27 protein-coding genes and 1 pseudogene are annotated in these 24,263 nt (G+C 41.8%); 19 read left to right on the forward strand and 9 right to left on the reverse strand.

The annotated features are described in order from the left end of the window. Positions 1-25 precede the first annotated feature (25 nt). The 3 genes from AT864_RS10470 (at position 26) to AT864_RS10480 (ending at position 3,530) form a co-directional block, all read left to right on the forward strand. Positions 26-1,519 (forward strand): leucyl aminopeptidase, encoded by a 1,494-nt coding sequence (locus tag AT864_RS10470; protein WP_066148868.1) that lies wholly within the window; start codon positions 26-28, stop codon positions 1,517-1,519. Between the two features lie 374 nt (positions 1,520-1,893). Continuing rightward, entirely contained in the window at positions 1,894-2,514 is a 621-nt protein-coding gene (locus tag AT864_RS10475; protein WP_044745103.1) for a DUF47 domain-containing protein, read from the forward strand. Positions 2,515-2,531: 17 nt separating this feature from the next. Beyond that, on the forward strand, positions 2,532-3,530 hold the full coding sequence (locus tag AT864_RS10480) for an inorganic phosphate transporter (RefSeq protein WP_066148870.1): 999 nt from the start codon (positions 2,532-2,534) through the stop codon (positions 3,528-3,530). 38 nt (positions 3,531-3,568) lie between these two features. Here the strand turns inward: AT864_RS10480 and AT864_RS10485 are convergent, their stop codons facing one another. Continuing rightward, the gene (locus AT864_RS10485) at positions 3,569-4,174 is read right to left on the reverse strand and encodes a biotin transporter BioY (RefSeq protein WP_066148873.1); all 606 of its coding nucleotides are present in this window, start codon (positions 4,172-4,174) and stop codon (positions 3,569-3,571) included. 300 nt (positions 4,175-4,474) lie between these two features. On the opposite strand from AT864_RS10485, the gene AT864_RS18170 reads away from it, so the two are divergent. Beyond that, positions 4,475-4,627, forward strand: coding sequence for a hypothetical protein (locus AT864_RS18170; RefSeq protein WP_172798626.1), 153 nt, complete (start codon positions 4,475-4,477; stop codon positions 4,625-4,627). A gap of 376 nt (positions 4,628-5,003) precedes the next feature. Here AT864_RS18170 and AT864_RS10490 read toward each other — a convergent pair whose 3' ends face one another. Both AT864_RS10490 and AT864_RS10495 read right to left on the reverse strand, forming a co-directional pair. Further along, positions 5,004-6,332: an ArsB/NhaD family transporter gene (locus AT864_RS10490; RefSeq protein WP_066148875.1), complete on the reverse strand. Its 1,329-nt coding sequence runs from the start codon at positions 6,330-6,332 to the stop codon at positions 5,004-5,006. A gap of 14 nt (positions 6,333-6,346) precedes the next feature. Next, the gene (locus AT864_RS10495) at positions 6,347-6,769 is read right to left on the reverse strand and encodes a hypothetical protein (RefSeq protein ID WP_066148877.1); all 423 of its coding nucleotides are present in this window, start codon (positions 6,767-6,769) and stop codon (positions 6,347-6,349) included. A 217-nt stretch (positions 6,770-6,986) separates the two neighbouring features. On the opposite strand from AT864_RS10495, the gene kapD reads away from it, so the two are divergent. The 3 genes from kapD to AT864_RS10510 all read left to right on the forward strand — a co-directional run bounded on the left by kapD (position 6,987) and on the right by AT864_RS10510 (position 8,488). Beyond that, complete coding sequence (gene kapD / locus AT864_RS10500) at positions 6,987-7,613, forward strand: 3'-5' exonuclease KapD (RefSeq protein WP_066148879.1); 627 nt, start codon at positions 6,987-6,989, stop codon at positions 7,611-7,613. 90 nt (positions 7,614-7,703) lie between these two features. Next, positions 7,704-7,913: a hypothetical protein gene (locus tag AT864_RS10505; protein WP_066148880.1), complete on the forward strand. Its 210-nt coding sequence runs from the start codon at positions 7,704-7,706 to the stop codon at positions 7,911-7,913. Positions 7,914-7,972: 59 nt separating this feature from the next. After that, positions 7,973-8,488 (forward strand): superoxide dismutase family protein, encoded by a 516-nt coding sequence (locus tag AT864_RS10510; protein ID WP_066148882.1) that lies wholly within the window; start codon positions 7,973-7,975, stop codon positions 8,486-8,488. Positions 8,489-8,905: 417 nt separating this feature from the next. Here AT864_RS10510 and AT864_RS10515 read toward each other — a convergent pair whose 3' ends face one another. Continuing rightward, complete coding sequence (locus AT864_RS10515) at positions 8,906-10,072, reverse strand: MalY/PatB family protein (protein WP_066148884.1); 1,167 nt, start codon at positions 10,070-10,072, stop codon at positions 8,906-8,908. A gap of 198 nt (positions 10,073-10,270) precedes the next feature. Here AT864_RS10515 and AT864_RS10520 point away from each other — a divergent pair, with 198 nt between their 5' ends. The 3 genes from AT864_RS10520 (at position 10,271) to AT864_RS10535 (ending at position 12,385) form a co-directional block, all read left to right on the forward strand. Next, entirely contained in the window at positions 10,271-10,534 is a 264-nt protein-coding gene (locus AT864_RS10520; protein ID WP_044745093.1) for a DUF1871 family protein, read from the forward strand. A gap of 184 nt (positions 10,535-10,718) precedes the next feature. Next, positions 10,719-11,219 (forward strand): Lrp/AsnC family transcriptional regulator, encoded by a 501-nt coding sequence (locus tag AT864_RS10530; protein ID WP_044745091.1) that lies wholly within the window; start codon positions 10,719-10,721, stop codon positions 11,217-11,219. Beyond that, on the forward strand, positions 11,216-12,385 hold the full coding sequence (locus tag AT864_RS10535; protein WP_066148888.1) for an aminotransferase: 1,170 nt from the start codon (positions 11,216-11,218) through the stop codon (positions 12,383-12,385). Before AT864_RS10530 ends, AT864_RS10535 begins: the two co-directional genes overlap by 4 nt. A 54-nt stretch (positions 12,386-12,439) precedes the next feature. Here the strand turns inward: AT864_RS10535 and AT864_RS10540 are convergent, their stop codons facing one another. After that, entirely contained in the window at positions 12,440-12,805 is a 366-nt protein-coding gene (locus AT864_RS10540) for a helix-turn-helix domain-containing protein (protein WP_044745089.1), read from the reverse strand. A gap of 187 nt (positions 12,806-12,992) precedes the next feature. On the opposite strand from AT864_RS10540, the gene yugI reads away from it, so the two are divergent. After that, a complete protein-coding gene (gene yugI / locus AT864_RS10545; protein WP_066148889.1) occupies positions 12,993-13,370 on the forward strand; it encodes a S1 domain-containing post-transcriptional regulator GSP13 in 378 nt (125 codons plus the stop codon). A gap of 48 nt (positions 13,371-13,418) precedes the next feature. Here the strand turns inward: yugI and AT864_RS10550 are convergent, their stop codons facing one another. After that, the gene (locus AT864_RS10550; RefSeq protein ID WP_044745087.1) at positions 13,419-13,652 is read right to left on the reverse strand and encodes a DUF378 domain-containing protein; all 234 of its coding nucleotides are present in this window, start codon (positions 13,650-13,652) and stop codon (positions 13,419-13,421) included. A 267-nt stretch (positions 13,653-13,919) separates the two neighbouring features. On the opposite strand from AT864_RS10550, the gene AT864_RS10555 reads away from it, so the two are divergent. After that, on the forward strand, positions 13,920-15,083 hold the full coding sequence (locus tag AT864_RS10555; RefSeq protein WP_066148932.1) for an iron-containing alcohol dehydrogenase: 1,164 nt from the start codon (positions 13,920-13,922) through the stop codon (positions 15,081-15,083). A gap of 86 nt (positions 15,084-15,169) precedes the next feature. Here AT864_RS10555 and AT864_RS10560 read toward each other — a convergent pair whose 3' ends face one another. Further along, positions 15,170-15,778, reverse strand: coding sequence for a transglutaminase domain-containing protein (locus AT864_RS10560; RefSeq protein ID WP_066148891.1), 609 nt, complete (start codon positions 15,776-15,778; stop codon positions 15,170-15,172). Between the two features lie 270 nt (positions 15,779-16,048). Here AT864_RS10560 and AT864_RS10565 point away from each other — a divergent pair, with 270 nt between their 5' ends. Next, positions 16,049-17,398 carry a glucose-6-phosphate isomerase gene (locus tag AT864_RS10565; RefSeq protein ID WP_066148893.1) on the forward strand — a complete coding sequence of 450 codons (1,350 nt, stop codon included), beginning with the start codon at positions 16,049-16,051 and terminating at the stop codon, positions 17,396-17,398. Between the two features lie 313 nt (positions 17,399-17,711). Here the strand turns inward: AT864_RS10565 and AT864_RS10570 are convergent, their stop codons facing one another. Continuing rightward, complete coding sequence (locus AT864_RS10570) at positions 17,712-18,080, reverse strand: helix-turn-helix domain-containing protein (RefSeq protein WP_066148895.1); 369 nt, start codon at positions 18,078-18,080, stop codon at positions 17,712-17,714. Positions 18,081-18,247: 167 nt separating this feature from the next. Here AT864_RS10570 and AT864_RS10575 point away from each other — a divergent pair, with 167 nt between their 5' ends. The 3 genes from AT864_RS10575 (at position 18,248) to AT864_RS10585 (ending at position 20,503) form a co-directional block, all read left to right on the forward strand. Then, entirely contained in the window at positions 18,248-18,478 is a 231-nt protein-coding gene (locus AT864_RS10575) for a helix-turn-helix domain-containing protein (RefSeq protein WP_044745082.1), read from the forward strand. Between the two features lie 287 nt (positions 18,479-18,765). After that, positions 18,766-19,890 carry an AimR family lysis-lysogeny pheromone receptor gene (locus AT864_RS10580; protein WP_044745081.1) on the forward strand — a complete coding sequence of 375 codons (1,125 nt, stop codon included), beginning with the start codon at positions 18,766-18,768 and terminating at the stop codon, positions 19,888-19,890. A 208-nt stretch (positions 19,891-20,098) separates the two neighbouring features. Then, on the forward strand, positions 20,099-20,503 hold the full coding sequence (locus tag AT864_RS10585) for a YugN-like family protein (protein WP_044745080.1): 405 nt from the start codon (positions 20,099-20,101) through the stop codon (positions 20,501-20,503). Here AT864_RS10585 and AT864_RS10590 read toward each other — a convergent pair. Next, the gene (locus tag AT864_RS10590) at positions 20,497-21,480 is read right to left on the reverse strand and encodes a TrkA family potassium uptake protein (RefSeq protein ID WP_231734629.1); all 984 of its coding nucleotides are present in this window, start codon (positions 21,478-21,480) and stop codon (positions 20,497-20,499) included. The two genes, AT864_RS10585 and AT864_RS10590, sit on opposite strands and share 7 nt — an antisense overlap. A 336-nt stretch (positions 21,481-21,816) precedes the next feature. On the opposite strand from AT864_RS10590, the gene AT864_RS10600 reads away from it, so the two are divergent. The 3 genes and pseudogenes from AT864_RS10600 to AT864_RS10605 all read left to right on the forward strand — a co-directional run bounded on the left by AT864_RS10600 (position 21,817) and on the right by AT864_RS10605 (position 24,223). Continuing rightward, positions 21,817-22,005 (forward strand): H-type small acid-soluble spore protein, encoded by a 189-nt coding sequence (locus tag AT864_RS10600; RefSeq protein ID WP_066148897.1) that lies wholly within the window; start codon positions 21,817-21,819, stop codon positions 22,003-22,005. A 256-nt stretch (positions 22,006-22,261) separates the two neighbouring features. Further along, positions 22,262-22,333, forward strand: a pseudogene (locus AT864_RS18695) (SEC-C metal-binding domain-containing protein); the annotation flags it as partial. 18 nt (positions 22,334-22,351) lie between these two features. Then, positions 22,352-24,223, forward strand: a complete 1,872-nt coding sequence (locus AT864_RS10605) for a hypothetical protein (RefSeq protein WP_201296003.1) — start codon at positions 22,352-22,354, stop codon at positions 24,221-24,223. Positions 24,224-24,263: the final 40 nt, after the last annotated feature.

The following is a 24,263-nucleotide window of genomic DNA, read 5'->3' on the forward strand; positions in this document are numbered from 1 at the left end:
AATCAGACAAAGGAGGATTCATATCATGTTTAAAGTGGTTCAGGAGTCTCTAAATGAAACAAAGCATGAGGCTTGTATTGTTGGGATATTTGAGCGGCAGAGCGCATTGGGTGGTGTGCTGGCTGCTTGGGATGAACAGTTAAATGGACAACTTACAGCATTGTTGAAAGAAGGAGATCTTTCTCCAAAGCGAAAGCAAATTGCTAAAATACATACGCTAGGGCAATTGAATATCAAGCGCCTTTATTTTGTAGGATTAGGCAAGGAATCAGACCTGACATTTGATGGATTACGAGAAGCGATTGGCCGGCTGTTTAAAATGTTAAAAGGAGAAAAGCTCACAGAAGCAGCAGTGGCTCTCGATACGTTTATTACCGAAAATCTTGATGCTAGCGAGGCAGCTCACGCTTTTGCTGAGGCGTTTGCGCTGTCGACATATCAATTTGTCGGATATAAACAAAAATCAAATGAACCAGAAAAGAAGCTGGAAGAGATGACTGTCTATACAGCGGCGGACCCTAAAGAAGTGGAAGCGAGCCTTTTGGTCGGTTCTGTTTATGGAAGGGCTACCAATTCAGCTCGGACGCTGGTGAATACACCAAGTAATTTATTAACGGCGACAGATTTGGCCGATTATGCAGTAGAATTGGCGCGAAAATATAAGTTTGAATACGAGGTGCTGGAAAAAGCGGAAATGGAAAAGCTCGGAATGGGCGCGCTGTTGGCTGTTAATAAAGGGTCGTCGGAACCGCCGAAAATGATTGTTTTGAAGTACCAAGGGAAGGAAGCGTGGGAGAATGTCATCGCGCTTGTCGGAAAAGGAGTAACCTTTGATACAGGCGGCTATTCCATTAAAACAAAGGATGGAATTGTCGGTATGAAGACCGATATGGCCGGTGCAGCCGCTGTCCTTGGTGCGATGGAAATTATCGGTGAACTCCGGCCGGAGCAAAATGTGATCGCCGTCATTCCAGCTACCGATAATTTAATTAGCGCGGATGCGTTTAGACCGGACGATGTGATTACATCCATGAGCGGTAAAACGATTGAAATTAAGAATACTGATGCAGAAGGGCGCTTGATTTTAGCGGATGCCATTACTTATGCCAAGCATCATGGTGCGAACTACATTATCGATGTAGCTACCTTAACAGGGGGTGTCATTATTGCGCTTGGTGTCCATACTACAGGCGCGCTGACGAATCATGAGGAAATGTTTGAGCAGCTTTTAGAGGCATCAGTGGAAACCGGTGAATGTATTTGGCGCCTGCCAATTACAGAAAAAGATAAGGAACGTGTACGCAATAGCCCGGTCGCTGATCTCAACAACTCTCCAGGACGCGAAGGCCACGCGATTATGGGCGGCGCCTTTCTCGCTGAATTTGCCGAGAACACTCCTTGGGTACATTTAGATATTGCCGGTACCTCCGTTACATCGAAAGACCATGATTTAGGGCCGGCCGGTGCAACCGGTGTGATGGTGCGAACTCTTGCTACTTTCGTCGAGCGTTTCCAGTAAGGAGAAGAAGCCGTTCATCAGCGGCTTCTTCAGACTGTTGAGAACCTTTTTATCCTGCATCGTTTGCCGCACTCGGCTGTGTTCCGTGTCTCAGATCGGCGAAGGAAAAAATCAAAATGATTAAATGAGACAAAGTTTTTTGTTAAGCTTGCTGCTGCTACGCTGAACCACTCCCACCTCCATTTCATTTAGAGGTGGGAGGCTTTTTAGTAGATATGTTAACTCTAAGACGAATACGAGCGAATCGTTCATCCAAATGTAAAGATAATGTAAATTTAGTGTTAATTTTTTTTAAAATTGTTGTAAATTCGACGGTTATTGATAAAATAAGACAGGGTGGCTCAACATTAGTTACATAAAATGGGGGTTTTTTTATGGTTTTTGCACCAAAAAAAGATGTCTTTTTTGATTTATTGTTTACAATTTCAGAGAATGTAAAAGAGGCAGCACAGTATTTTGTTGAGTACAAAATCAATAACATTAGTGATCTCAAAGAGTTTGCACGTGTCATGAAAGAGTATGAAAAGAAAGGCGATTCGTTTATTCATGAGCTTGTCGTTGCTTTAAATAAGACATTTATTACGCCGATTGAACGGGAAGATATTCACCAATTAGCGATGAAAATGGATGATGTATTAGATGGATTTGAGCAATGCTCTGCTCGTTTTGAAATGTTTTCGTTTACCGATATTGATGACCATATGGCGAAATTTTTTGAAAATATTTATCAAAGTACCATTGAAATCGCTAAAGCGTTGAAACTGTTAGCAAGCAAAAAACTGCTTGATATGCGGGTACATGCCATAAAAATCAAAGATTATGAAACAAAATGTGATGAAATTTTAAGAGCCTCTATTAAAAACTTATTTGTGACACAAAAAGATCCAATTAAATTGATCCAATATAAAGAATTGTATGAAATGCTAGAAGAGATCGCTGACAGCTGTGAGGATGTTGCCAATACCATTGAAACCATCATTATGCGCAACGCGTAAAAGGAGATTGCTCTTTTATGGATACGGTGTTCATACTTACAGCTTTAGTTGTCATCTTTGCGTTAGCTTTTGACTTTATTAATGGCTTTCACGACACAGCGAATGCGATTGCAACATCAGTTTCGACAAGAGCGCTGACGCCGCGTCAAGCGATTATTTTAGCAGCGACGATGAACCTAATCGGTGCTTTAACTTTTACAGGGGTTGCTAAAACGATTACGAAAGATATTGTTGACCCGTTTGCCTTAGAGAATGGTTCCGTTGTTATTTTAGCAGCGCTGACAGCAGCGATTGCTTGGAACTTAATTACATGGTATTACGGAATTCCAAGCAGCTCTTCTCATGCGATTATTGGGGCTGTTGCCGGAGCTGCTATCTCAGCAGCCGGTTTTGACGTTTTGAACTACGAAGGATTTTTGAAAATTTTACAATCCCTTATCCTTTCTCCGTTTCTTGCATTTGGCGTAGGATTTATTATGATGAATTTATTCCGAATAACGTTTAAAAACGCCAACCTCTCCAAAACGACCAAGGGATTTCGCATGTTTCAAGTGTTGACGGCAGCGATGCAGGCTTATACACATGGGACGAATGATGCGCAAAAAGCGATGGGGATTATTACGATGGCATTAATTGCTGGAAATTATCATCACTCCACTGACATTCCAGAGTGGGTGCGTTTCTCAGCAGCCATTGCCATGGGGCTTGGAACCTCCGTTGGCGGCTGGAAAATCATTAAAACCGTTGGCGGAAAGATTATGAAAATTCGTCCTGTCAACGGGGCGGCAGCTGACCTTTCTTCTGCCCTTATTATTTTTGCGGCAACGACATTTAAATTGCCGGTGAGTACGACTCACGTCATTTCTTCTGCTGTTATGGGGGTTGGTGCGGCACAGCGTGTGAAAGGTGTAAAATGGGGAGTCGCACAGCGCATTGTGCTCACATGGATTATCACTCTGCCTGTTTCAGCGCTGATTTCTGGATTTGTTTATCAATTATTTAAATTATTCTTATAAGAAAAACCGGGCGTAAAATCAACGCCCGGTTTTTTCAATTATGCTGCATGTCGATTGGCTGCGAACGACTTGCGAAGAGAGGCATAAATTCGAGGCGATATTACGCCGGCGACGATGGATAATATAATATCCTTTGGCAGAGGTACGAGCATCCAGGCCCATGCCATGCTATAAGAGAATCCTTCTGGAGCTTGTCCCCAATATTTATACGCTAAAAACATCCAATTTGTACCGATTACATAATTGATGATCATTCCGATGAGTGCAGCGACAACAAAACGAACGACAGAAGGAGACGGGTTGCCTTTTTCGACGATCCAACCAGTGATATATGCTGCTAAAATATAGGATAGAATAAAGCCGAATGTCGGACGGACAACCATGCTGAATCCACCAGAAAATTGGGCGAATACAGGTGCGCCGACTAAACCGACGAGCATATATACAATCATGGCAAAGGCGCCGAGGCGCCGTCCTAAAACAGCACCGGCAAACAAACAAAAAAACGTTTGCAATGTAATCGGTACTCCGCCAATGACTAAAAATGGTGCCCAAGAAGTAATATTGGCTCCAATGGCCATTAAGGCTGCGAACATGGCGATTAATGTCATATCAAGTGCACGGAATGACGGTTTTGATGTCATATGTGAACCTCCTTGTTTATTTGGTTAACAAAATCGTATCGAACAATTGCTTGACTGTCAATTAATTTTTTGAATAATGCGGTCGTTTTTAGAAAATATATAAATACAAATGAAAAATGGAACAAATAGTATCTGTACAGTCTACCGGTTAGATGCAAATCGGTGGCTTGCCTCACTCGCGTGAAAGCGTGCCGCCGCAACGAGATCATGGTTTGCTTACTTTTGTATAGATGCTGATTCAGTATCATTACCATGGGTTACTATAAATGCTTCAATAGCGAGAATATGGGGGGATTGATGGTGAAACCGGAGAAAGATAGAAGCCATATTGAGAGGGCAAGCCAACAAGGTGCTCGTGAGGATCTCATCCATGTAAGTTCAGATGATGAAGGAAGCGATTATGATTTACGGGATGCACAAGAGGTTGGACGAAAGCAACTCGATCATGAATAAAACATCAGACTGTTGACAAATGCTTTCATGTTGCATCACTTGTTTTGTTCGTCCGCTTATGAACGTCTTGATTCAATTCTTAGCTTTGTTCCTTATCTGACAAGTGTTTTCAAGACAATCTGAGGGAAATGAATGGATGCTTAAAGTGATGGTTAAAGAAAAAATGGATTTTATTTACAATCTGAGATGTTTGGCTTTTCAAGTATCTCAAAAACTAAAATACGTTCCAACGCAGTCCGATGGTTAGTTGGCAGCAATAGGGCATGCTAGACGACCCTCTCCCCCTCTTAACCGAGTGTATGTGGGAAGGCTCACTATACATCATGAGCATGAAACAGAAAAGAGCGAGTCATTAGCATGAACTCGCTCTTTTTTACTACATTAGATAGCGCAAAAATAAATACAAATGTGATAGAAGCAAAGTGATCAGCGTTAAAGGAGCACCGATTTTCAAAAAATCCATATAGCTGAATCCATGTCCTTCTCGTGAAGCGATGCCAGCGACAATAACATTAGCCGAGGCACCGATGAGAGTGCCGTTTCCTCCTAAGCAGGCTCCGAGCGCTAACGCCCACCATAAAACATCAATTTGCGGAGCATCAGGCGACAATCCCATTCCTGTTGCCATATCTTTAATCAGCGGAATCATCGTGGCGACAAACGGGATATTATCAATAGTTGCTGAGGCGATTCCTGAAACCCAAAGAATAAAATAGGCAGCGACTGAAATATTGCCTCCTGTCACATCCAATGCTTTTTCAGCGAGACTTTTAATCAAACCGATATCGACAAGCCCTCCTACTAATGTAAATAACCCAGCAAAGAAAAAGATCGTCACCCATTCTACTGAAGAAAAGATATCTTCCATCTCATGCTCTTGCACTCCAATCACCATGAGAATCGTCGCGCCAGTCATTGCAATCACCGCTGCATCGACATGAATAGAAGAGTGGAGAATAAATCCCAAAATCGTTAGCACTAAGACGGTGACGGACTTTTTTAACAAGACGCTATCTTTAATGTAATCGCTCTCATTCAGTTCCATTAATTGCTCAATTAATTTTTGATCGGATTTTAACTGGCGTCGATAAATCAAAAATAAGATAGCCACCGTTACAAGCATAATAATGACGATGATGGGAGCCAAATTCGTTAAAAAATCGTTAAAATCTAGATGTTTATTTGCTGAGCCAATCATAATGTTGGGGGGATCGCCGATCAGAGTAGCGGTACCGCCGATATTTGAGGAAAGCACCTCAGAGATTAAATAAGGAACTGGGTTCACGCGAAGGATACGCGTAATTGAGAACGTCACCGGGACGATAAGCAAGACGGTTGTGACATTATCAAGAAAAGCTGATAATACAGCTGTCAGCAAAGATAACATCACTAAAATGCGGCCGGGATTACCTTTAGCGGCTTTAGCGGCCTTAATGGCTACATACTGAAAAAAGCCGGATTTGCTGGTAATGTTCACAAGAATCATCATTCCGATTAATAATGTAATGGTTTCCCACTCAATGTGATGAGTAAAGGCTTTATGCAAATCAACAATTCCAAAAATCACCATGAGTGCGGCTCCAAGAAGGGCAATCACCGCGCGATTGATTTTTTCTGAAATAATGATGGCATAGGTGACTAAAAAAATAGCGATTGCTGCATAATATTGCACATTTGAAACTTCTGCTGCTACTGTGTCATGCAATGGTTTTCACCTCTTTATTGAATAGTTTGTCCACAGGAAGGGCAAAGCAAAGGGGATAAGTTCTCAATGTCTCTTGTGTAAAACATAAACTGGCAATTCGAGCATTGCACTTCCGTCAAGCGATCAATAAATAGCTTATGCGATGGGCGCTGCGGAATGGATGTATCAACCATCTCTACATGAATCGCTTCGCGCGAATCGTCTTCCGCCACGACAAGTCCTTCGGCTTCTTCTTTTGTTCGCCAGCCCTGGTCGATCAAATGCTGCTGCAGCTGGCTATGAGACGAATGCTGAAGCATTTCCTCAGCCAATTTCATATATTGCTCATTTGTCAACGAAACAAATGGCACACCCGTTTTTTTCTTTTCCCAATATGCTTTCAATTGTTCCTCCGTAAAAATCAAGGTCACGATTTTATGAATGACGACATTTTTCAACGATGGTTCCCCTTTCTTTGACAGTATATTCCCCAATGTTTATTATAGCTTTTTCTTTATAGGGACTCAAAAAATTTTTAGAGGCGTACGTTCGCCCTTTTTTGTTTATTTTCTGAAAAAATAAGTAAAAGAATGGAATCTCATGATATAATAAAAGTACGATCATCGTCCGAGTGATGAATCATGGCGAACGAGTGTGGAGAAAGGAGGGACAATCATGCAGGCGAAGGACCATCAATATTTGTTTCTTGATTTTGAATTCACGATGCCTGAAAACAAGACAAAGCCGCGCGGTTTTTTTCCAGAAATCATTGAAGCCGGCCTTGTATCGGTCATCAATGGCCAAGTCTATGACCAATTTTCTTCCTATGTCAAGCCAGTTCATTTTCCCACTTTGACGGAGCGATGTAAGTCATTTTTGAACATTGCGCAGGAACAAGTTGATCAAGGAATTTCTTTTGAAGAGCTCGTACATTGGTTGCAGGAATATGACCGCTTATGCCCGAATACCGTTGTTACTTGGGGAAACATGGATATGAAAGTGCTAAGGCATAATTGTTTGCAAGCCAATCTCCCTTTTCCGTTTACCGGTGAACACCGTGATTTAGCGATGGAATATAAAATGTTTTTTGGAGAACGCAATCAAACTGGGCTGCGCAAAGCGGTTCAAGAGTATGGAAAAGAAGGAGTCGGAAAGGCGCATTGTGCGCTAGATGATGCGTTTACTACCTATAATATTTTTAATTTAGTAGAGAAGGATAAAAAATATTTAGCGAAGCCAGAGCAGCCAACGATTGGCGAGCGTGTAGACTTTAGCCAGCTGCTAAAAAAATTTGCGTTATAATAGGCCAAGTCACCATGTGCAGTGGTTTGGCTTGTTTGTTTTTGTTATAATCAATCTTGCCAAGATTTTATCGAATGAGAGGCTGACGAAATGATGATTCCATATATCCTTAACTTATTTTTATATTTTCCAGAAGACAAGCGTGAATACATTCCAGCGGCTATTACGTGTACTTTATTTTTAATCGCTGCTCTTTTAACGATGCGGCTTATTATTAAAATTTCAAAATATCAGGAAGAAAAAGCGAAGCAATTTGAAGAGCAGCTCAGAAGAGAAAATATTATTCAAGATGACAAATAATCGTTTAAATTCCCTTTCGTCTGGAAATACTGCATGAAAAAAGAGGCGGGAGGGATTTTGTGTTTAAAAGATTATATGTGTTATTGGCTATACTTGTGCTTGCCAGCGGCTGCAAGCAGTCTGCACCAACAAAGCTCAATGTCAAAATGGTGAATCGTGCAGGCGAAGTATTGGGGACGGCGAAGCTATCCGAGCAGCCGAGAGGGGTCAAAATTTCATTAGATTTGGAGGGGCTTCCTCCGGGGACGCATGCAATTCATATTCATGAAAAAGCCAGCTGTAAAAAACCAGACTTTCAGTCAGCTGGCAGCCATTATAATCCTGATGAGAAAAAGCACGGTTTACTTCATCCAGAAGGAGCGCATGCCGGTGATTTGCCCAACATTATTGTGAAAGAGGACGGAACTGTAAAAACGGAATTGATGGCCCCGCAGGTGACACTAAAGGAAGGTAAGGAGACATTACTAACCAAAGCAGGCACCGCTCTAGTGATTCATGCAGGCCAAGATGATGGAATGACTCAGCCGGCGGGAGATGCGGGAGATCGAATTGCCTGTGGCGAGATCAAACGATAAAGAATTAGAGGATTTCTTTGCAAGTTTTTTCATTGTTATAGAAATCAAGTGTTATGTTTAATCTTTTCATATTTTTCGCATTCTAACACCATCCATCGAGAAGTCTCCCACCTCTAAGCGAAGTGGAGGTGGGGAGGTTTATCGAATCGTCCATAAAATCTTTCCGACGCTACTTCTGCTTTCGAGCTAATGGTGCGCTTCGATCGCTTCTTTCCGCATAAATGGTTTTCCGATTTTCATTTTTAGCTGTCCAGTTGCTAAAAGCTAGGTGAAATGTCTGGCTTCTGTATATCCGTATACTTCATGACCTCCGGCGGACCAAACTCTGTTATGACAATCGTTTTCATCTATATCCCATCCTTTCAATCCAAGCTATTGCTCGTCAAGGTTTTTGAGTTTCAAAGCAGAAAAATAGGCTTACAGTCCCTCGAAAGCGTCCCGAAGTCGTTCGAAGGCATTTTCAAGCGTTTGTTTTGTGCAGGCGATGTTAAGACGGATAAATCCACGTCCTTCATCACCGAATTTGCTGCCCATTTCCACAGCAATTCTCCCTTTATGGAGAAGCCGCTGCTTAAGCTCCGTTTCTGTTATTCCAAGGCCGCGACAATCGATCCAGATAAGGTATGTTGCTTCTGGACGAACGGCTTGTACGCCTGAGAAAGAATTGTGAATAAACGTGCATGTACGGTCTATATTGGTTTTTAAATATTCCAATAGTGCATCAAGCCACGGACCTCCATAACGGTAGGCGGCTTCCGCTCCAACAGTGGCGAATGTGTTAAGTGTAAAAAAGCCGCGCCGATGCTGAACTTGATCGAATTGTTTTTTTAAATCGCGATTTGGAATAATCACACTCGCTGATTGCAAGCCAGCCAAATTGAATGTTTTCGTCGGTGCCAAGCATGTCACGCTTATGCTGGCGAAGGCTTCGTTTATGGAAGCGAACGGAGTGTGACGAAATGGCGAAAATGTTAAATCCGCATGAATTTCATCGGATACAACGATCACGTTATTTTCTAAGCAGAGAGATCCTAGAGTCTCCAATTCTTTTCTGGTCCATACTCGTCCCCCAGGATTATGAGGGCTGCATAAAAGCAGCATTTTGGCCCCTTTTAACTTTTCCTTAATATCGTCCCAGTTGATTTGATATCCACCCTCAGTCAGAAGAAGGGGACTTTTGAACAGTTTTCGCCCATTTTTTTGTACAAGTTGAAATAAAGGAGGATATACTGGCGTGAAAACCACAATCGCATCATTTGGGGAAGTGAAAGCTTCGATACATGTTGCTAGCGCCGGAACAACACCAGCAGAAAATGAGATCCAATTTGTCTCAATCGTCCATTGATGTCGGTTTTTCAGCCATTCTGCGAGTGCTTCTTTTAACGAGTGAGGGATGGCAGTGTAACCAAATACCCCATGCTCCAAACGGTCAGTGAGCGCTTTGATGACAGGAGGAGGAGCTTGAAAATCCATATCCGCTACCCACATTGGCAATACGTCTGGAACCCCGAATATTTGTTCTGCTTCATCCCATTTTACCGAGTGGGTGTGCCGCCGCTCGATCATATCGTCAAATGAATACATGGTAAATAACCCCTTTCTTACAAAATAATCACTGAGCGAAGGATGACCATCATGGCTTATTTTTTTCTGATTGAGAAAGAGCCTCCAAAAAAGCCGCGATGCCCACGCTAAAAGAAAGGCTCCATCCACCGCTTTATTTTGCTCCGTGTGATCGATTATAATTGGTTTATCATCTCATAAGGAAAGGCGGATCATGCGATGAATGCGGCGAAAACCAATCAAACATTGCTTGAGATGATTCAGCGCTGGGACCCGTTTGGCTACGGAGTAGAAGCCTATGAAACGGAGGCGGTAGATGTGATTCAAGCTGTTCATGAATGCCATGATGCTTATACGCTTGCTAAAAAAATCCAATCCATTTATGAATTCTCTTTTGAACAGCTAATTCCTTTCAGCAACTGCATGAAATTAGCGGAAGCTTTATTAGTGGTCAAGCATGGAGCAGAATGCTCGCTGTCATGATAATCGATTCTCGCTTTTGGCTGATAAAAACATGGATGAGCGCCATGAAAAACGTCAATGGGGCAAAGCGATCGCGCAGATGAACGGCTGCGGATCGCTTTGCTTATTTTTGCTGCTTCTATCAAAAATTTTTCGTGCAAATGATCATGAATTGTGTGAAAATTCTCTATAGGGGGGATTCATGATGAAATTGACGGAAAAAGAACTGGAAATCGTGGAAATACTCGAAAAAAATGCCCGTTTGCCGCTGGAGACATTGGCAAAGATGGCCTCATTAACAACAGAAGAAGCAGCAGCGATTTTAGAAAAGCTTGAGGAGAAAAAAGTCATTGTTCAATACGCCGCTATTGTTGATTGGAGGAAAATTGATGGGCATGAGGGGGTAACGGCGATGATTGATGTCAAAGTGACACCGAAGCGCGGCGTTGGATTCGACGAAGTTGCGGAACGGATTTATCGCTTTCCAGAGGTTAAGTCGGTGTATTTAATGTCAGGAGCGTACGATTTATCTGTTGTTATTGAGGGACGCTCGATGTCGGAGGTGGCTCATTTTGTTTCAGAGAAATTATCGACTCTAGAATCAGTCATTTCCACGACAACACATTTTATTTTGAAAAAATATAAACACGATGGTACGGTGTTTGAGCAAGGAGAACAAGATCGGCGTATCGTGGTGTCACCATGACGCGGGCAACCAAAACATATGTATCGGAAACGGTCAGCCGATTAAAGCCATCAGGCATTCGGCGTTTTTTTGACTTGGCTGCAAGCATGGATGGCGTTATTTCGCTTGGGGTGGGAGAACCTGATTTCATCACCTCATGGAACGTGCGAGAAGCGTGCATTTTATCGCTGGAACAAGGGCATACATCTTATACGGCCAATGCGGGACTAATGGAACTGCGGGAGGAAATTTCCTCTTATTTGCTGCGGAAGTTTCAAGTGAAATATTGCCCGGAGGGTGAAGTGCTTGTGACAGTTGGAGCGAGCCAAGCGCTGGACTTGGCTTTGCGGGCGATCATCAATCCGGGTGATGAGGTCATCATTGTTGAACCAAGCTTTGTCTCCTATGGACCGCTTGTGACGTTGGCTGGAGGAACTCCTATACCGGTTCGGACAGAGGGAACAGATGAATTTAAGCTTCGTCCCCAACAAATTTTGCAAGCATTAACGGAACGAACGAAAGCGATCCTCCTTTGTTCGCCCAATAATCCGACTGGTACTGTATTGAACAAAGAAGAGCTGGCCGCGATTGCTCACATTGCGAACATGCATGATTTGCTAGTCATTTCCGATGAAATTTATGCCGAGCTAACATATGACGAGAATTATACGAGCTTTGCCGCAGTGGGAGGGATGCGGGAGCGCACGATTTTAGTGTCTGGATTTTCAAAAGGGTTCGCGATGACGGGATGGCGCCTCGGCTTTGTAGCTGCTCCTGAGGAAATCATGCAAGCGATGCTGAAAATTCACCAATATGCGATGATGTGCGCACCGACAATGGCTCAATATGGAGCCATTGAAGCGTTAAAAAACGGTGAACATGACGTGGAGGAAATGCGCAAAAGCTATCGCCGCCGCCGCAATTATTTTGTTCAATCATTAAATGAAATAGGCCTGCGCTGTCATATGCCGGGTGGAGCATTTTATGCATTCCCTTCCATTCGGGAAACAGGTCTTACATCGGAGCAATTCGCCGAACAGCTATTGTTAAAGGAAAAAGTGGCAGTTGTCCCTGGCAGTGTGTTTGGGGAGAATGGAGAAGGATATGTACGCTGTTCCTATGCCTCATCACTTGAGCAACTGCAAGAGGCGACCAAGCGAATGAGAAGATTTTTGCTTCAGCTGTAAACGCGGGAAGCTTGTTGTTTCCGCCACTGTTTGAGGTGGCGGAAACGCCCTCTTTTATTGAGGGTCTCCGTATTTGATTTCATAAAGCATTTGCATGACACGGAGAAAGTCTTCCTCGCTGAACTCCTTTGCTTTGCGCAAAATCAGCTTTGCCCGCTTTAATCCTATTTCTTTGATCAAATGCTCAATTTCAGGATCCATTTCCGAAGCGGTATTATTTGCCCCTTTTTCTAAGAGCTCTGAAGCTGGAACATCCAGCACGGTAGAAAGCTTAAGAATGGTTGGGACGTCAGGAATTTGCTCTCCAGATTCGTATTTTTGAATTGTGGCTGTCCCCACACGTACTTTTAGCGCCAACTCTTGTTGACTCATGTTGCGCCTCTCTCGGTACATTTTGATGTTCTCGCCAATCGCACTCATGAATTTATTACCCTCCTTTGCATTCTTTGTATCTCCATCATATCATGTTTTATTCTTCTTGATAGGACATTTCACTAATTCGTTGAAAACTGTGCAGAAAATTTTTATAATTTTTTGATTCGTTTGCTCAATCATGGTATAATTTAGAACTGCATATTTGAAAATCAACAAATAGGAGTTGTTTTTTTTGAGAAAATTAAAAGTGGGAAGCGTCGTCAAAGGGATTGTGACGGGAATTCAGCCGTATGGCGCGTTTGTATCCATTGATGAAGATATACAAGGACTTATTCACATTTCGCAAATTTCCCATCAATATGTTAAAAATATTCACGATTTTATCAAAATGGGTGATGAAGTAACCGTAAAGGTGCTTTCCATTGATGAAAAAACAAAGCGAGCCAGCCTTTCTATACGTGCGCTTGAGACTTCGGGCGCGGAAAAAAGGGGAAGAAAGCGAAAGGTTAAAATTGTAAAAGCCAATGAATCAGCCAAAGGATTTAATACTTTAAAGCGAAAATTAGAAGAATGGATTGAACAATCGAAGTGCGAGGATTCATTCAATTAATAAAAACAAACACTCACCCTGTGAATGGTGAGTGTTATGTTTGTTGTTTTACGTACGAGAGGTTTTGGGTTCTGTACGTCCAAGCTCTTCGGCTGGTTTAAATAAAATCGCTAAATTAATTAATCCAGCGATTCCGACAAGGCCGTAAATGATACGAGCTAATGCTGAGTCTTGTCCTCCGAAAATAGCTGCTACTAAATCAAATTGAAAGAAACCAATTAAGCCCCAGTTAATCGCACCGATTATTGTAAGTAATAACGCAACGCGTTGAAGTCCACTCATTGAGGATTCCTCCTTTTGCTTTTAGATCGTTCAAGTATAGGTTGCATAATCAAGAATAAAAATATGCACAAAAATATGCCTGGTTGTTTCTTCAAAGCAAATCATTTTACATAAGGAAATGAAACGTACGATAATGATGGTAAAAGAAGGAGGTGTAAATTCTGGCACTAAATAGCTGAGCGACTAGTGGACATGGTCGATAGATAAGGAGAGAGATGGCGATTGCTCAGTGGAGCCGTTTGGAATTTTTGGAGCCAGAGAAGAGGTATGGAGAATTTTGTTTTTCACAATCCAACGAAATTAATTTTTGGAAAAGGACAAATTGAACAGTTGCGACAAGAAATTCCTAAGGATGCTAAAAACATACTCATCGTATATGGTGGCGGTAGCATCAAGCGCAACGGATTATACGATGAAGTCGTGGCGTTATTAGCCGAAATGGGGAAGGAGATATTCGAACTATCCGGAGTGGAGCCTAATCCGCGTGTGTCAACGGTTCGCAAAGGAGCAGAGCTTTGCCGGAAGGAGCACATGGATTTTTTACTGGCAGTTGGCGGCGGCAGTGTGATTGATTGCACGAAAGCGATAGCGGCTGCGGCAAAATATGAGGGAGATCCATGGGATTTTGTGACGAAAAAGACATTTGTGACAGAGGCCCTTCCATTTGGAACGATCTTGACGTTAGCGGCGACTGGATCAGAAATGAACTCAGGCTCTGTTATTACGAATTGGGAGACAAAGGAAAAGTATGGATGGGGCAGTCCGGCTGTATTTCCGCAATTTTCGATTTTAGATCCAACCTACACGATGACTGTTCCAAAAGAGCATACGATTTATGGAATAGTAGATATGATGTCACATGTATTTGAGCAGTATTTTCACCATGTTCCTAATACGCCACTTCAAGATCGGATGTGCGAAGCGGTGTTAAAAACAGTCATTGAAACAGCGCCGAAGCTTGTCAATGATTTGGAGAACTATGAATGGCGAGAAACGATTTTATACAGCGGAACGATGGCGCTCAATGGCTTTTTGCAAATGGGATTACGCGGCGATTGGGCGACTCACAATATCGAGCATGCGGTATCAGCTGTATATGACATTCCTCACGGAGGAGGACTGGCCATTTTGTTTCCAAATTGGATGAAGCACGTTGTTGATGAAAATGTGGCTCGTTTTAAACAGCTTGCTGTTCGCGTCTTTGATGTTGATTCGACTGGAAAATCTGATCGGGATACAGCGCTTGAAGGGATTGAGAAGCTGCGCCAGTTCTGGACAAGCATCGGTGCACCGTCGCGTTTAGCTGATTATGGCATCGGTGATGAACAGCTTGAATTAATGGCTGATAAAGCGATGGCGTTTGGCGAATTTGGCCGTTTTAAAAGCTTAAACCGTGAGGACGTGCTGGCGATTTTACGGGCCTCTCTTTAGTGTTAAAAGCATGAAGCGATGCAACAAAGGGAAGTCATTCCTTTTGTTGCATCCTGTTTTACCTATCCTATTTTGAACGTGTATTTTTATAAATTTTCAGGGAGGTGGCATTGGTACATGACGAGCGCGTTTGTGTTTTCCCGCAGGGTAGCGATTGTTTTCGGATTCGGTTTAGTGTAAATGACGGGCAAATCTTGTTCGTCCCATTGAGGTTGGACAGAAAATGCAAGCCTTTCTTGATCAAGGGAAAATTCTGCATGTATGCCTTGCTTGTTCCCACGGGCATCTAAGCGGATCCAGCGATTGATTGCCCGGAGAAATACGGCATTCAATGCATGAATGCAATAGCCTTGGTCTGGGGAATTAAAGAGCCTAAGCCGCTGATAACAAAAATCGGTTGCAATTTTTTGTGATCTCAATAATGCGGCTAATAAATTCGCTTTGGCATAGCAAATTCCTTCCCTATAGTAAAGCACCTCTGAAGCTTTGCATGTAATTCTTGAACTTTGAATGTCCCAAGAGTGAGCGATGCGATCTCTTACAAATTCATAGGCTGTTTTTGCTTTTTCCATTTCAGGCATCCCTTGATGAAACAATTCACAGACAGCTTGCTGGATAAGGGGATGAGAGAAATTGACCACATTTAGTTCTTCAAGATAATCCTGGAAATGAGAAGATTCAGGAACTAGCTTCATTGATAGCGATCCTTTCTTTTTTTGCATAATTATATGTTTTTTTTGAATTAAAATCCAATTATTTCTTATGAAAGACCATTTCGTTGCGCGGATGATTTGTTCGCTTTTTGATAATTAAGAAGAAGGATCTTTGTTGTTTGCACAGATTTATTGTCAAAGACAAAAATGTTCAAAATGAATCCGTTTTCAACTTTTTGATCGCTTGATTATCCTTGCTTGTTTCGTTAAAGTGTAAGAAGTACAATATTTTTCTCTTGGAGGAACGAGAGTATGACACATATTCGTTTTGATTACTCGAAAGCACGAGCTTTCTTCGGAGAGCATGAGCTTACATATTTGCGCGATGCCGTGAAGGTGGCACACCATTCATTGCATGAAAAAACAGGAGCGGGAAATGATTTTTTAGGATGGATCGACCTTCCTGTTGATTATGATCGCGAAGAGTTCGCCCGTATTCAAAAAGCAGCTGCTAAAATCCAAGCAGACTCCGATGTATTGCTTGTCATTGGTATCGGCGGGTCTTATTTGGGGGCCCGGGCGGCTATTGAAATGCTCCAGCATTCATTTTATAATGTGCTGCCAAAGGAACAGCGCCGCACGCCACAAATTATTTTTGTTGGCAATAACATAAGCTCGACTTATATGAAAGATGTCATGGATTTGCTGGAAGGCAAGGAGTTCTCCATTAATGTGATTTCCAAGTCAGGAACAACGACGGAGCCAGCAATCGCCTTCCGTATTTTCCGCAAGCTACTGGAAGAAAAATACGGAAAAGAAGAAGCTCGTAAACGCATTTACGCGACAACGGATCGTGCTCGGGGCGCGCTTAAAACATTGGCGACAGAAGAAGGCTACGAAACCTTTATTATTCCGGATGATGTGGGCGGACGCTATTCCGTTTTGACGGCTGTTGGTTTGCTTCCAATTGCGGTCAGCGGTGCTAACATTGAAGAAATGATGAAAGGGGCAGCACAAGCGCGTGAAGACTTCAGCAAATCTGAGCTTGAGGAAAATGCGGCTTATCAATATGCGGCTGTCCGTAATATTCTTTACAATAAAGGAAAAACAATCGAAATGCTGATCAACTACGAGCCTGCGCTGCAATATTTTGCAGAGTGGTGGAAGCAATTATTTGGCGAAAGCGAAGGGAAAGATCAAAAAGGCATTTTCCCGGCATCTGCAAACTTCTCGACCGATCTCCATTCATTAGGACAATATGTGCAGGAAGGACGTCGCGATTTATTTGAAACCGTTCTTAAAGTGGAAACACCGCGCCATGAACTGACGATTGAAGCCGAAGACAGCGATCTGGATGGCTTGAACTATTTAGCGGGGCAAACGGTTGATTTTGTTAATACAAAAGCGTTTGAAGGCACGCTGCTCGCTCATACTGACGGAGGAGTTCCGAATTTGGTCGTGACGCTTCCACGATTAGATGAATATACATTCGGCTACCTCGTTTACTTCTTTGAAAAAGCGTGCGCCATGAGCGGCTATTTATTAGGAGTGAATCCATTTGACCAACCGGGAGTAGAAGCTTATAAAGTGAACATGTTCGCTCTTTTAGGCAAGCCGGGCTATGAGGAGAAGAAGGCCGAGCTTGAAAAACGCTTGAAATAACGAGGTTTTGCGACATATAAAAAGCAAGAAAAATCGGGGTCTCTTACAATGTTGAGGGACCCCGATTTGCGATGTGTTTAAGGAATTGACCATAATACTCACCTAGAAGCCTCCTGCCTCTAGCCAAGAGTATAGAAGGGAAAGCTCCTTAGTTGATAAAAGATATTGGGGAAACGAAGCTTATGAGCTGAAACATGCTAGAGACAACAGCTGTCCTCGGCTCCCAACAAAAAAGAGGCTCCGCCTCCATTCCTCTCAAGGATCATATGGATAGAGACAGCCTCTTATTTTGAACAATAAAACTCAACTATCATTATTCCTCGTTCGTTTGATTTCCTTTTCCTTTAATAATCTCCCATATTTTTAGAAGTTGCTGACGTTGTTCTTTAGGAGCGTTTTTCAACTCTTTGATCAATACATCTAACTCCGGATCGTGTTCTTCCTTCTGAGCATGTTCCTCGCCCGTTGCCGTGTCCGGATTGACGGTGCGTCCAAGCAAATAGTCAGTAGATACACCATAATAATCTGCAAATTCTCGAATCGTCTCAGGATCGGGATTGCTTGCTCCTGATTCATAGCGATGAATTTGATATTTTGTAAGACCGAAAATTTCCCCAGCCCGTTCTTGGGTAAGGTTATGCTTTTCTCTTAACTTTTTCAACCGATAACCTAGTACACTCATCACTCGCATAACTCCCTTATGTTTCTCGAAAAAAATCATATCATAATTGCTAAAAGTGCAAAACAAAATTGCGAAAAACGAAAGAAAATGTTTGACGTTGCGAAAAATGAAACATATAATAAGAAGTGTTGATTGCGAAAAATGCAACAGAAAAGAGGGTGGGGTCATTGGTAAAGGTCAATCTTCGCAAAATTAGAGAATGTCGAAAAGCAAAAGGTTTATCACAAGGGGAGGTTGCAAAGCTTTTAGGGTTCAATACCGTCTATCCTTATCATCGCAAAGAAAGCGGCCAGCAGCCTTTTACGGCGGAGGAGCTAATGGAGCTGGCTCAGCTGTATAATGTACCTTATGAGCATTTTTTTATATGGGATTATGCTAAAAAGCGAGACAATATGTAGGACGCACAGAAAATGCTGCATTGGTAGGATGCAGAGAATAAGGCAGGCAATGTGGTAGGAAAAAGATTTATTTCGTATACTTTTGGCCTTTGTTGCAGGATGCAGTCGAGAATGAATGTATTGCAAAAAAATAAACAAACCATAATTATCCATATCTGTTGGATGTTTAATTTTTTTATGCCATAATAATAAGATAAGAGCGAATATTGAAAGAACCAGCTTTTGTTCCTTCTGCTTTCGCTAATTTTATTACATGAAAAAAATCCTGTTGACAGAGGAGGAGTATAGTGGGGAATTTTGTGCAAAAAATGAATCAAGAACGGACGCAGCAAGAGGATCCTGCTTTGCAATGCACGCAAATGCTGGACAAGCAGATTCACGAATATGTTCCGGAAAATCAATCCATGCATTTTCATCATTTTTTGTCCATGAGTTGTCTTTTATTTGACACAGATCATCAGTCATCGTTCATTATCGATTACTGTCTAAATAATAAGAACGACGAGGCTGTTCGAGAAGCGATTGAATGGGCCGCCAACAATGGGCTATATGAGCTGGTATCTAGCTTGGCTGAGCTTTATCCGAGCTGCTTTAGCGATCTGTATTTGCTTTGTCTGAAGAAAAAAAACGCTGAGATTTCTCCTGTTCAATTGTACAATGAGTTAGAAAAAATGAAATTTCGCTTAGGAAAAGAAGCGGAGGTACCTGAAGTTCTTGTTTTAGTGAAAATTATGTCCTTATATAGCTTTCTTAGCTTACATTCATACGGACTCATTTTACCGGTAGCTGCCGAAGCGTTTAACGAAGCGGAATTCATTAAAAACAGCTATATCAAAGAATCCTATATGATTCGAATCAAAGAAATCATGGCGATTTATTATACAAAGCAATCGCATTTACAAGATGCGATTTCAATCGCTCAAGAGACGATCAATTTAGAAAATTTCAGAAAATTCCCATTTTTTGTTAATTCTATGCTGCATTTATTAGCAGAGATCTATGTTTATGACGATTATAACAAAAGTATTTATTATATTGAAAAAGCGATTGAACATTTTAAGGAAATTGGAAGTTCTGAGCGGTTTTTGGATTATGAGCACGCCCTTTATGCGACGCATGATTTTATTAAAATCACGAATGGAATGCACCAAAATTTATATTTAACTGATAAGGCGGAAAAAGCACATTATTTAGCGCGCCAGCCAGATGCTTTTTCAAAAGAAAGAGCTCTTTATTTATTGGAAGAGATAGCTAAAGAAAACGGGAAGCTTTCTCCGTTTCATCTTTGCTACAAAGCCCTCGCATTAGGCGATTTGCGACTCATGAAATTTGCTGAAACAGAATTTCTGAAAAACGGGGAATTATTCCACGTTCGGTTGCCAAGAAGATATTTAAAAGCTATGGAACAATAGAGGAAACGGCATGCCTTTTTAGTATAAAAATATAAAGATCAAACAAGCATGCTACGGTTGAAGCAACGCCGCTTTTAGACCTATTCTTGCTTCTGTAACGCGGCGTTGTTAAGTAGAAAAAAGCAAATGTTAACATGTTAAGTTGTGTGTATATATTTTAAGATCATGACAATTAGGGCAATCTATTTAAAAAAGGAGGTCATTTGTCATGATTGAAATTCCTTCCGCATTAGAAGGCAAAACATTTCGCTTATATAAGCTTGAACAGGAGCTTAAACCGCTCGGCTATGTTATTGGTGGCAATTGGGATTACGACCATGGTTCATTCGATTATAAAATTGACGACGAAGTGGGCTATCAATTTTTGCGTGTCCCATTTGAAGCCGTTGATGGGCAGCTTGACTCCAATGGGACAACCGTCAAACTAGGGCGCCCCTATTTATTATCACACAAATACCAAATTGGCGTGGATGATCATGCCCATATCGGAAATTTGAGCGCATCATTTAATCAATTTGCAGAGCCACAAGACCCAGACGCTCAAATTCCAGAAAAATATATCAATATAGGCAAAATACTTGTGAAGGAGCTGGAAAATCATTTGCTTCAGTGATGCTTAAGCACAAAAAGCCGATCGCTTTGTTGAATGGTAAAAAGGGGGGAGGGATTCATAAATGGCACTCCCTCTCTGATAATTCCAATCAACAGAATTTGTTGATTAAGCAAAATGCGGCTGCTTTCAGCCATTGTCTGTCCAACCAGCTCATCAGGTGGATCAAGAAATTGAAAACAGTTTTCCCCAAGTCGATACAATAACTGTTCAATTAGCGGCGAAATGCCCGGAGACTGAAGGCTGTTGATGATCGAAAAGCTTGAGAGCTGGTTCGTTTGAATAATTTCATCTGCACCTGCTAGTTTGGCATTGTTGACTTGCTGCGTCGTCAAAATTTCAATGATGGCATAAATGTCTGGATTGATTCCTTTGGCTGACAATAAAGTTAAAATTGATGCCATATCGGCATCCAATTCATTTTTATGCTGGTCGGCTGTGATAACAATCATCTTTGCCTTTGCTACGTTCGCTTTTTGTAAGATCGAATCATAGGTCGGATTTCCTTTAATAAAGTGGACTTGGTTATAAGAAACCGGAAGAACGTCTAGTGTTGCATCTACAATAACAAAAGTAAAGGACGGGTGAGCGGCTGTTAACTGCTTGAGCAGCTCGCGTACTCGTTCGTTCCAGCCGACGACAACAACATGCCCCTCTTTTGTATAAGCAACGTTTCCATGCAAGAGAGCATTTTCTCTGGATATGGCGGAAGCAGATAGCGCTGCAAAATAGGCCGAAATAAAGCCTGTACCAAATAAAATAAGCGCAATGCCAAGAAATTTGCCAAGCATCGTTTTGGGAACAAAATCTCCATAGCCGACGGTTGCGGCCGTTACAATGGCCCACCATATGCCATCAAATAACGTTCGATATGTATTCGGCTCTGCGGCATGAATCAGACCTCCGAATAAAAGAATAAAGCTGAATCCTACAAGCAGCATGCGGACAAATATAGGGAGACGAAAATAAGCGTATTTCATCGTTTCCTCCTTCATTTAGGCATATAGATGCAGATTCACCACTTCGCTTTTGGTATGAGATAAGGCTTGCATGGTTCAGTGGTTGGGTCGCTGAATAACCAATCGCTTATAGATCCATGAATGGGGCTGGAGGCGACGTTGTTTGGCTTGTTGCCATGTGATGGTCACATAACGCAAGAAAAAGTCCGTGGCTTTGCCTTTAGCTTTCGATTTTCCGCAGCCCTCTGCATTTTTATAGATATGGATATTTTGCACAAAATCATGTTTTTCTTGCATAGATCTTCTTCAATTGCCAACACTACTACTGCTATTAACCAATGCAAGGAGGATGCTTTCATGGATATGAACCGTGTTAAGCAAATTATTTCTTCACCTGCTGATGTTTCTGTTTATTACAATGGTGTGCCTGTCTGGATTGACGATTACAATGAGAAAGCTGGAACAGCCAAGGTACATATGCGTGACGGTCTGCTTCAAGAAACGAGAGAAGTGCCAGTCGAAGAGCTGGAAGAAGAAAACGCCTGAATAAGGCGTTTTTAAATTTTTTGCAATAAAGGCTGCTTTTATTTTTTTAAACTCCTTTATCAATCGACCATAACAGACAGATCATATAATTTTCATTGTTTTAACATCATCCACCGAGATCCCATCTCTTAACGGAGTGGAGATCGAGAGGATTATATGTCGAAATATTAAGAAATATTAAGGTGAATATAGAGGATTTTCTAGCAAGGTGATCAAAAATATATGATCATAAACAATAAGAAAGAGGTGAAGATGGATGGAGAAAGCAGGGAAAAATGATCTTTGTCCTTGTGGAAGTGGAAAAAAATATCAAAAATGTTGTGGCAAGCAGCGAGAGGTAATATCGATGAATGAATTCATCATGCAGGAGGTTATGCAGGTCCAGCGCGATTTGCTCCATTATGCCTTGACAAAACATAAAAAGGAACTGGGTGAATTTATTGCGCGAAGAACGAACCATTTACTAGATGATGAATGGGACGAACTGTTTGTATTTTATACCACTTTATGGGCGATATTCTGCCAACCGTTGGTGAACAGAAAAACGATTATTGAACATTATATCCAAACATGCGCTTCACAGATTAAGAGCCCAACTATCCGCAAACTTCTCCACACTTGGGGTCGTGAGTTCCCTTCGTTTGTGCGCGTCATCGAACGAGAATCCCTCAGCTTTGTGATCGCTGAAGATATTTTTACCCAAAAACAAAAACGTATTGCCTTCGATAAACCAGAAATAAAAGAGGGCCATTTGCTTATCGGAACCCTTGTATCCTCTGGTCCAGCCTATTCTTTTTTTATTTCTTGTTTAGAAATAGAAAGGCACGTAGCCGAAACAGTCATTGAACTCCTTCAGGAGATGTTTGATGAAAAAAAAGATGTTTCTGTCCGTGAATTTGTTACCTTATCTTTTCCGGAGCTATTATATGAATGCTTTTTACAATTATCTTCTAAATATCTTTCAATTGAATCGCTTGAATGGGAGCAACCAGTTTATGAACAGGTGGCCTATGTATTGCAGGAGCGAATGGAAGAAATTCATGGAAATGGGCCTTGGATTTATGTGGCTATTGTGCTATGGAAGGTATATTGCGGCTTAGAGCGGCCTTTTATTCAAAAGCCGGAGCTGTATGCAGCTGCTATCCATTATTTAACTCTTGTCATTGTGATTCCGTACCAAGCGGCAACACAGAAAGAGATCGCAAAATGCTACAGGATTTCCAGCAGGAGCATGGCTATCAAATATCGCGAAATGGAAGAGTCTATGGCAGAGTTTATCGCACAAATATATAAAAAAATAGATCATTTTGAAGAAGGACGCATTTTAACCCCAGAGTTCATTCCCCATTCGCAAATCACGACTGAACCAAACAGGCATAATATTCGTCGTCTCATACAGAAACCAAACGATTCAGCAGCTCAAGAAGGACACTTGTTTGTTCAATCGATGCTTACTAATAAAAAGAGCGAATCGTTGAGAGAACAAGCACAAGAATTGCTTGATCAAGCATTTCACGAAGTAAATCCAAAAAGGCGAAAGGAGCTTGTGCATCAAGCTTTGCGTTTGTACCCGAATAGTGCAGCTGCTTATAATATTTTAGGTGACGAAGCAACGACATTGAAGGAAGCAGTGACCTATTATCAAAAAGGAATGGAAGCGGGAGAAAAGGAGCTTGGAAAGAGCTTCTTCCGTGACTATAAAGGTCATTTCTGGATGATAACGGAAACAAGATCATATATGAGAGCAAAAGAAAAGTACGCACAGGCACTTTGGCTGCTCGGAGAAAAAGAAAAAGCGATTAAGCAGTATGAGCAGCTGCTTCAATTAGATTTTAACGACAATCAAGGAACTCGCTATGTGCTGTTGCCTGCTTATTTAGAAACGGAAAAATACGAAAAAGCAGAAGAACTGATAGAGCAGTATGATGAGCCCACTGCCTTCATCAGCTATAATCGCTTGCTTTTAGCGTACTTGAGATACGGTCTTCATGAAGAGATGGAGGAATTGTTAGAGCAAGCTTGGCAAACAAATGAGTATGTGATGGATTATGTATTGAAAAAGAAGAGGCCTCCAACAAATTCTCCTTCGTTTTATAGTCTTGGCGATGAAAATGAAGCTGTCATATATGCAAAAGAACATCTTGCTTTTTGGCAAAAGGAGCGTGAACTGCTTGGGTGGCTTCAAGCAATGGCTCCTTCTTTTAAAACAAAATGGTAGCAACATGAGAACGGGATGAGGAATAAAAAATCATGGACAG

Source organism: Anoxybacillus sp. P3H1B (assembly GCF_001560855.1).
GTDB classification, from domain to species: Bacteria; Bacillota; Bacilli; order Bacillales; family Anoxybacillaceae; genus Anoxybacteroides; species Anoxybacteroides rupiense.

Bases quoted from the DNA above. Each gene is read 5' to 3' on its own strand.
- AT864_RS10550 (WP_044745087.1), bottom strand. From the start codon at position 13,652: ATGAGTGGACTTCAACGCGTTGCGTTATTACTTACAATAATCGGTGCG.
- AT864_RS10475 (WP_044745103.1), top strand. From the start codon at position 1,894: ATGGTTTTTGCACCAAAAAAAGATGTCTTTTTTGATTTATTGTTTACA.
- AT864_RS10590 (WP_231734629.1), bottom strand. From the start codon at position 21,480: ATGAAATACGCTTATTTTCGTCTCCCTATATTTGTCCGCATGCTGCTT.
- kapD (WP_066148879.1), top strand. From the start codon at position 6,987: ATGCAGGCGAAGGACCATCAATATTTGTTTCTTGATTTTGAATTCACG.
- AT864_RS10570 (WP_066148895.1), bottom strand. From the start codon at position 18,080: ATGAGTGTACTAGGTTATCGGTTGAAAAAGTTAAGAGAAAAGCATAAC.
- AT864_RS10530 (WP_044745091.1), top strand. From the start codon at position 10,719: ATGAAATTGACGGAAAAAGAACTGGAAATCGTGGAAATACTCGAAAAA.
- AT864_RS10515 (WP_066148884.1), bottom strand. From the start codon at position 10,072: ATGTATTCATTTGACGATATGATCGAGCGGCGGCACACCCACTCGGTA.
- AT864_RS10505 (WP_066148880.1), top strand. From the start codon at position 7,704: ATGATGATTCCATATATCCTTAACTTATTTTTATATTTTCCAGAAGAC.
- AT864_RS10470 (WP_066148868.1), top strand. From the start codon at position 26: ATGTTTAAAGTGGTTCAGGAGTCTCTAAATGAAACAAAGCATGAGGCT.
- AT864_RS10600 (WP_066148897.1), top strand. From the start codon at position 21,817: ATGGATATGAACCGTGTTAAGCAAATTATTTCTTCACCTGCTGATGTT.
- AT864_RS10480 (WP_066148870.1), top strand. From the start codon at position 2,532: ATGGATACGGTGTTCATACTTACAGCTTTAGTTGTCATCTTTGCGTTA.
- AT864_RS10535 (WP_066148888.1), top strand. From the start codon at position 11,216: ATGACGCGGGCAACCAAAACATATGTATCGGAAACGGTCAGCCGATTA.
- AT864_RS10485 (WP_066148873.1), bottom strand. From the start codon at position 4,174: ATGACATCAAAACCGTCATTCCGTGCACTTGATATGACATTAATCGCC.
- AT864_RS10520 (WP_044745093.1), top strand. From the start codon at position 10,271: ATGAATGCGGCGAAAACCAATCAAACATTGCTTGAGATGATTCAGCGC.
- AT864_RS10585 (WP_044745080.1), top strand. From the start codon at position 20,099: ATGATTGAAATTCCTTCCGCATTAGAAGGCAAAACATTTCGCTTATAT.
- AT864_RS10555 (WP_066148932.1), top strand. From the start codon at position 13,920: ATGGAGAATTTTGTTTTTCACAATCCAACGAAATTAATTTTTGGAAAA.
- AT864_RS10565 (WP_066148893.1), top strand. From the start codon at position 16,049: ATGACACATATTCGTTTTGATTACTCGAAAGCACGAGCTTTCTTCGGA.
- AT864_RS10605 (WP_201296003.1), top strand. From the start codon at position 22,352: ATGAATGAATTCATCATGCAGGAGGTTATGCAGGTCCAGCGCGATTTG.
- AT864_RS10560 (WP_066148891.1), bottom strand. From the start codon at position 15,778: ATGAAGCTAGTTCCTGAATCTTCTCATTTCCAGGATTATCTTGAAGAA.
- AT864_RS10540 (WP_044745089.1), bottom strand. From the start codon at position 12,805: ATGAGTGCGATTGGCGAGAACATCAAAATGTACCGAGAGAGGCGCAAC.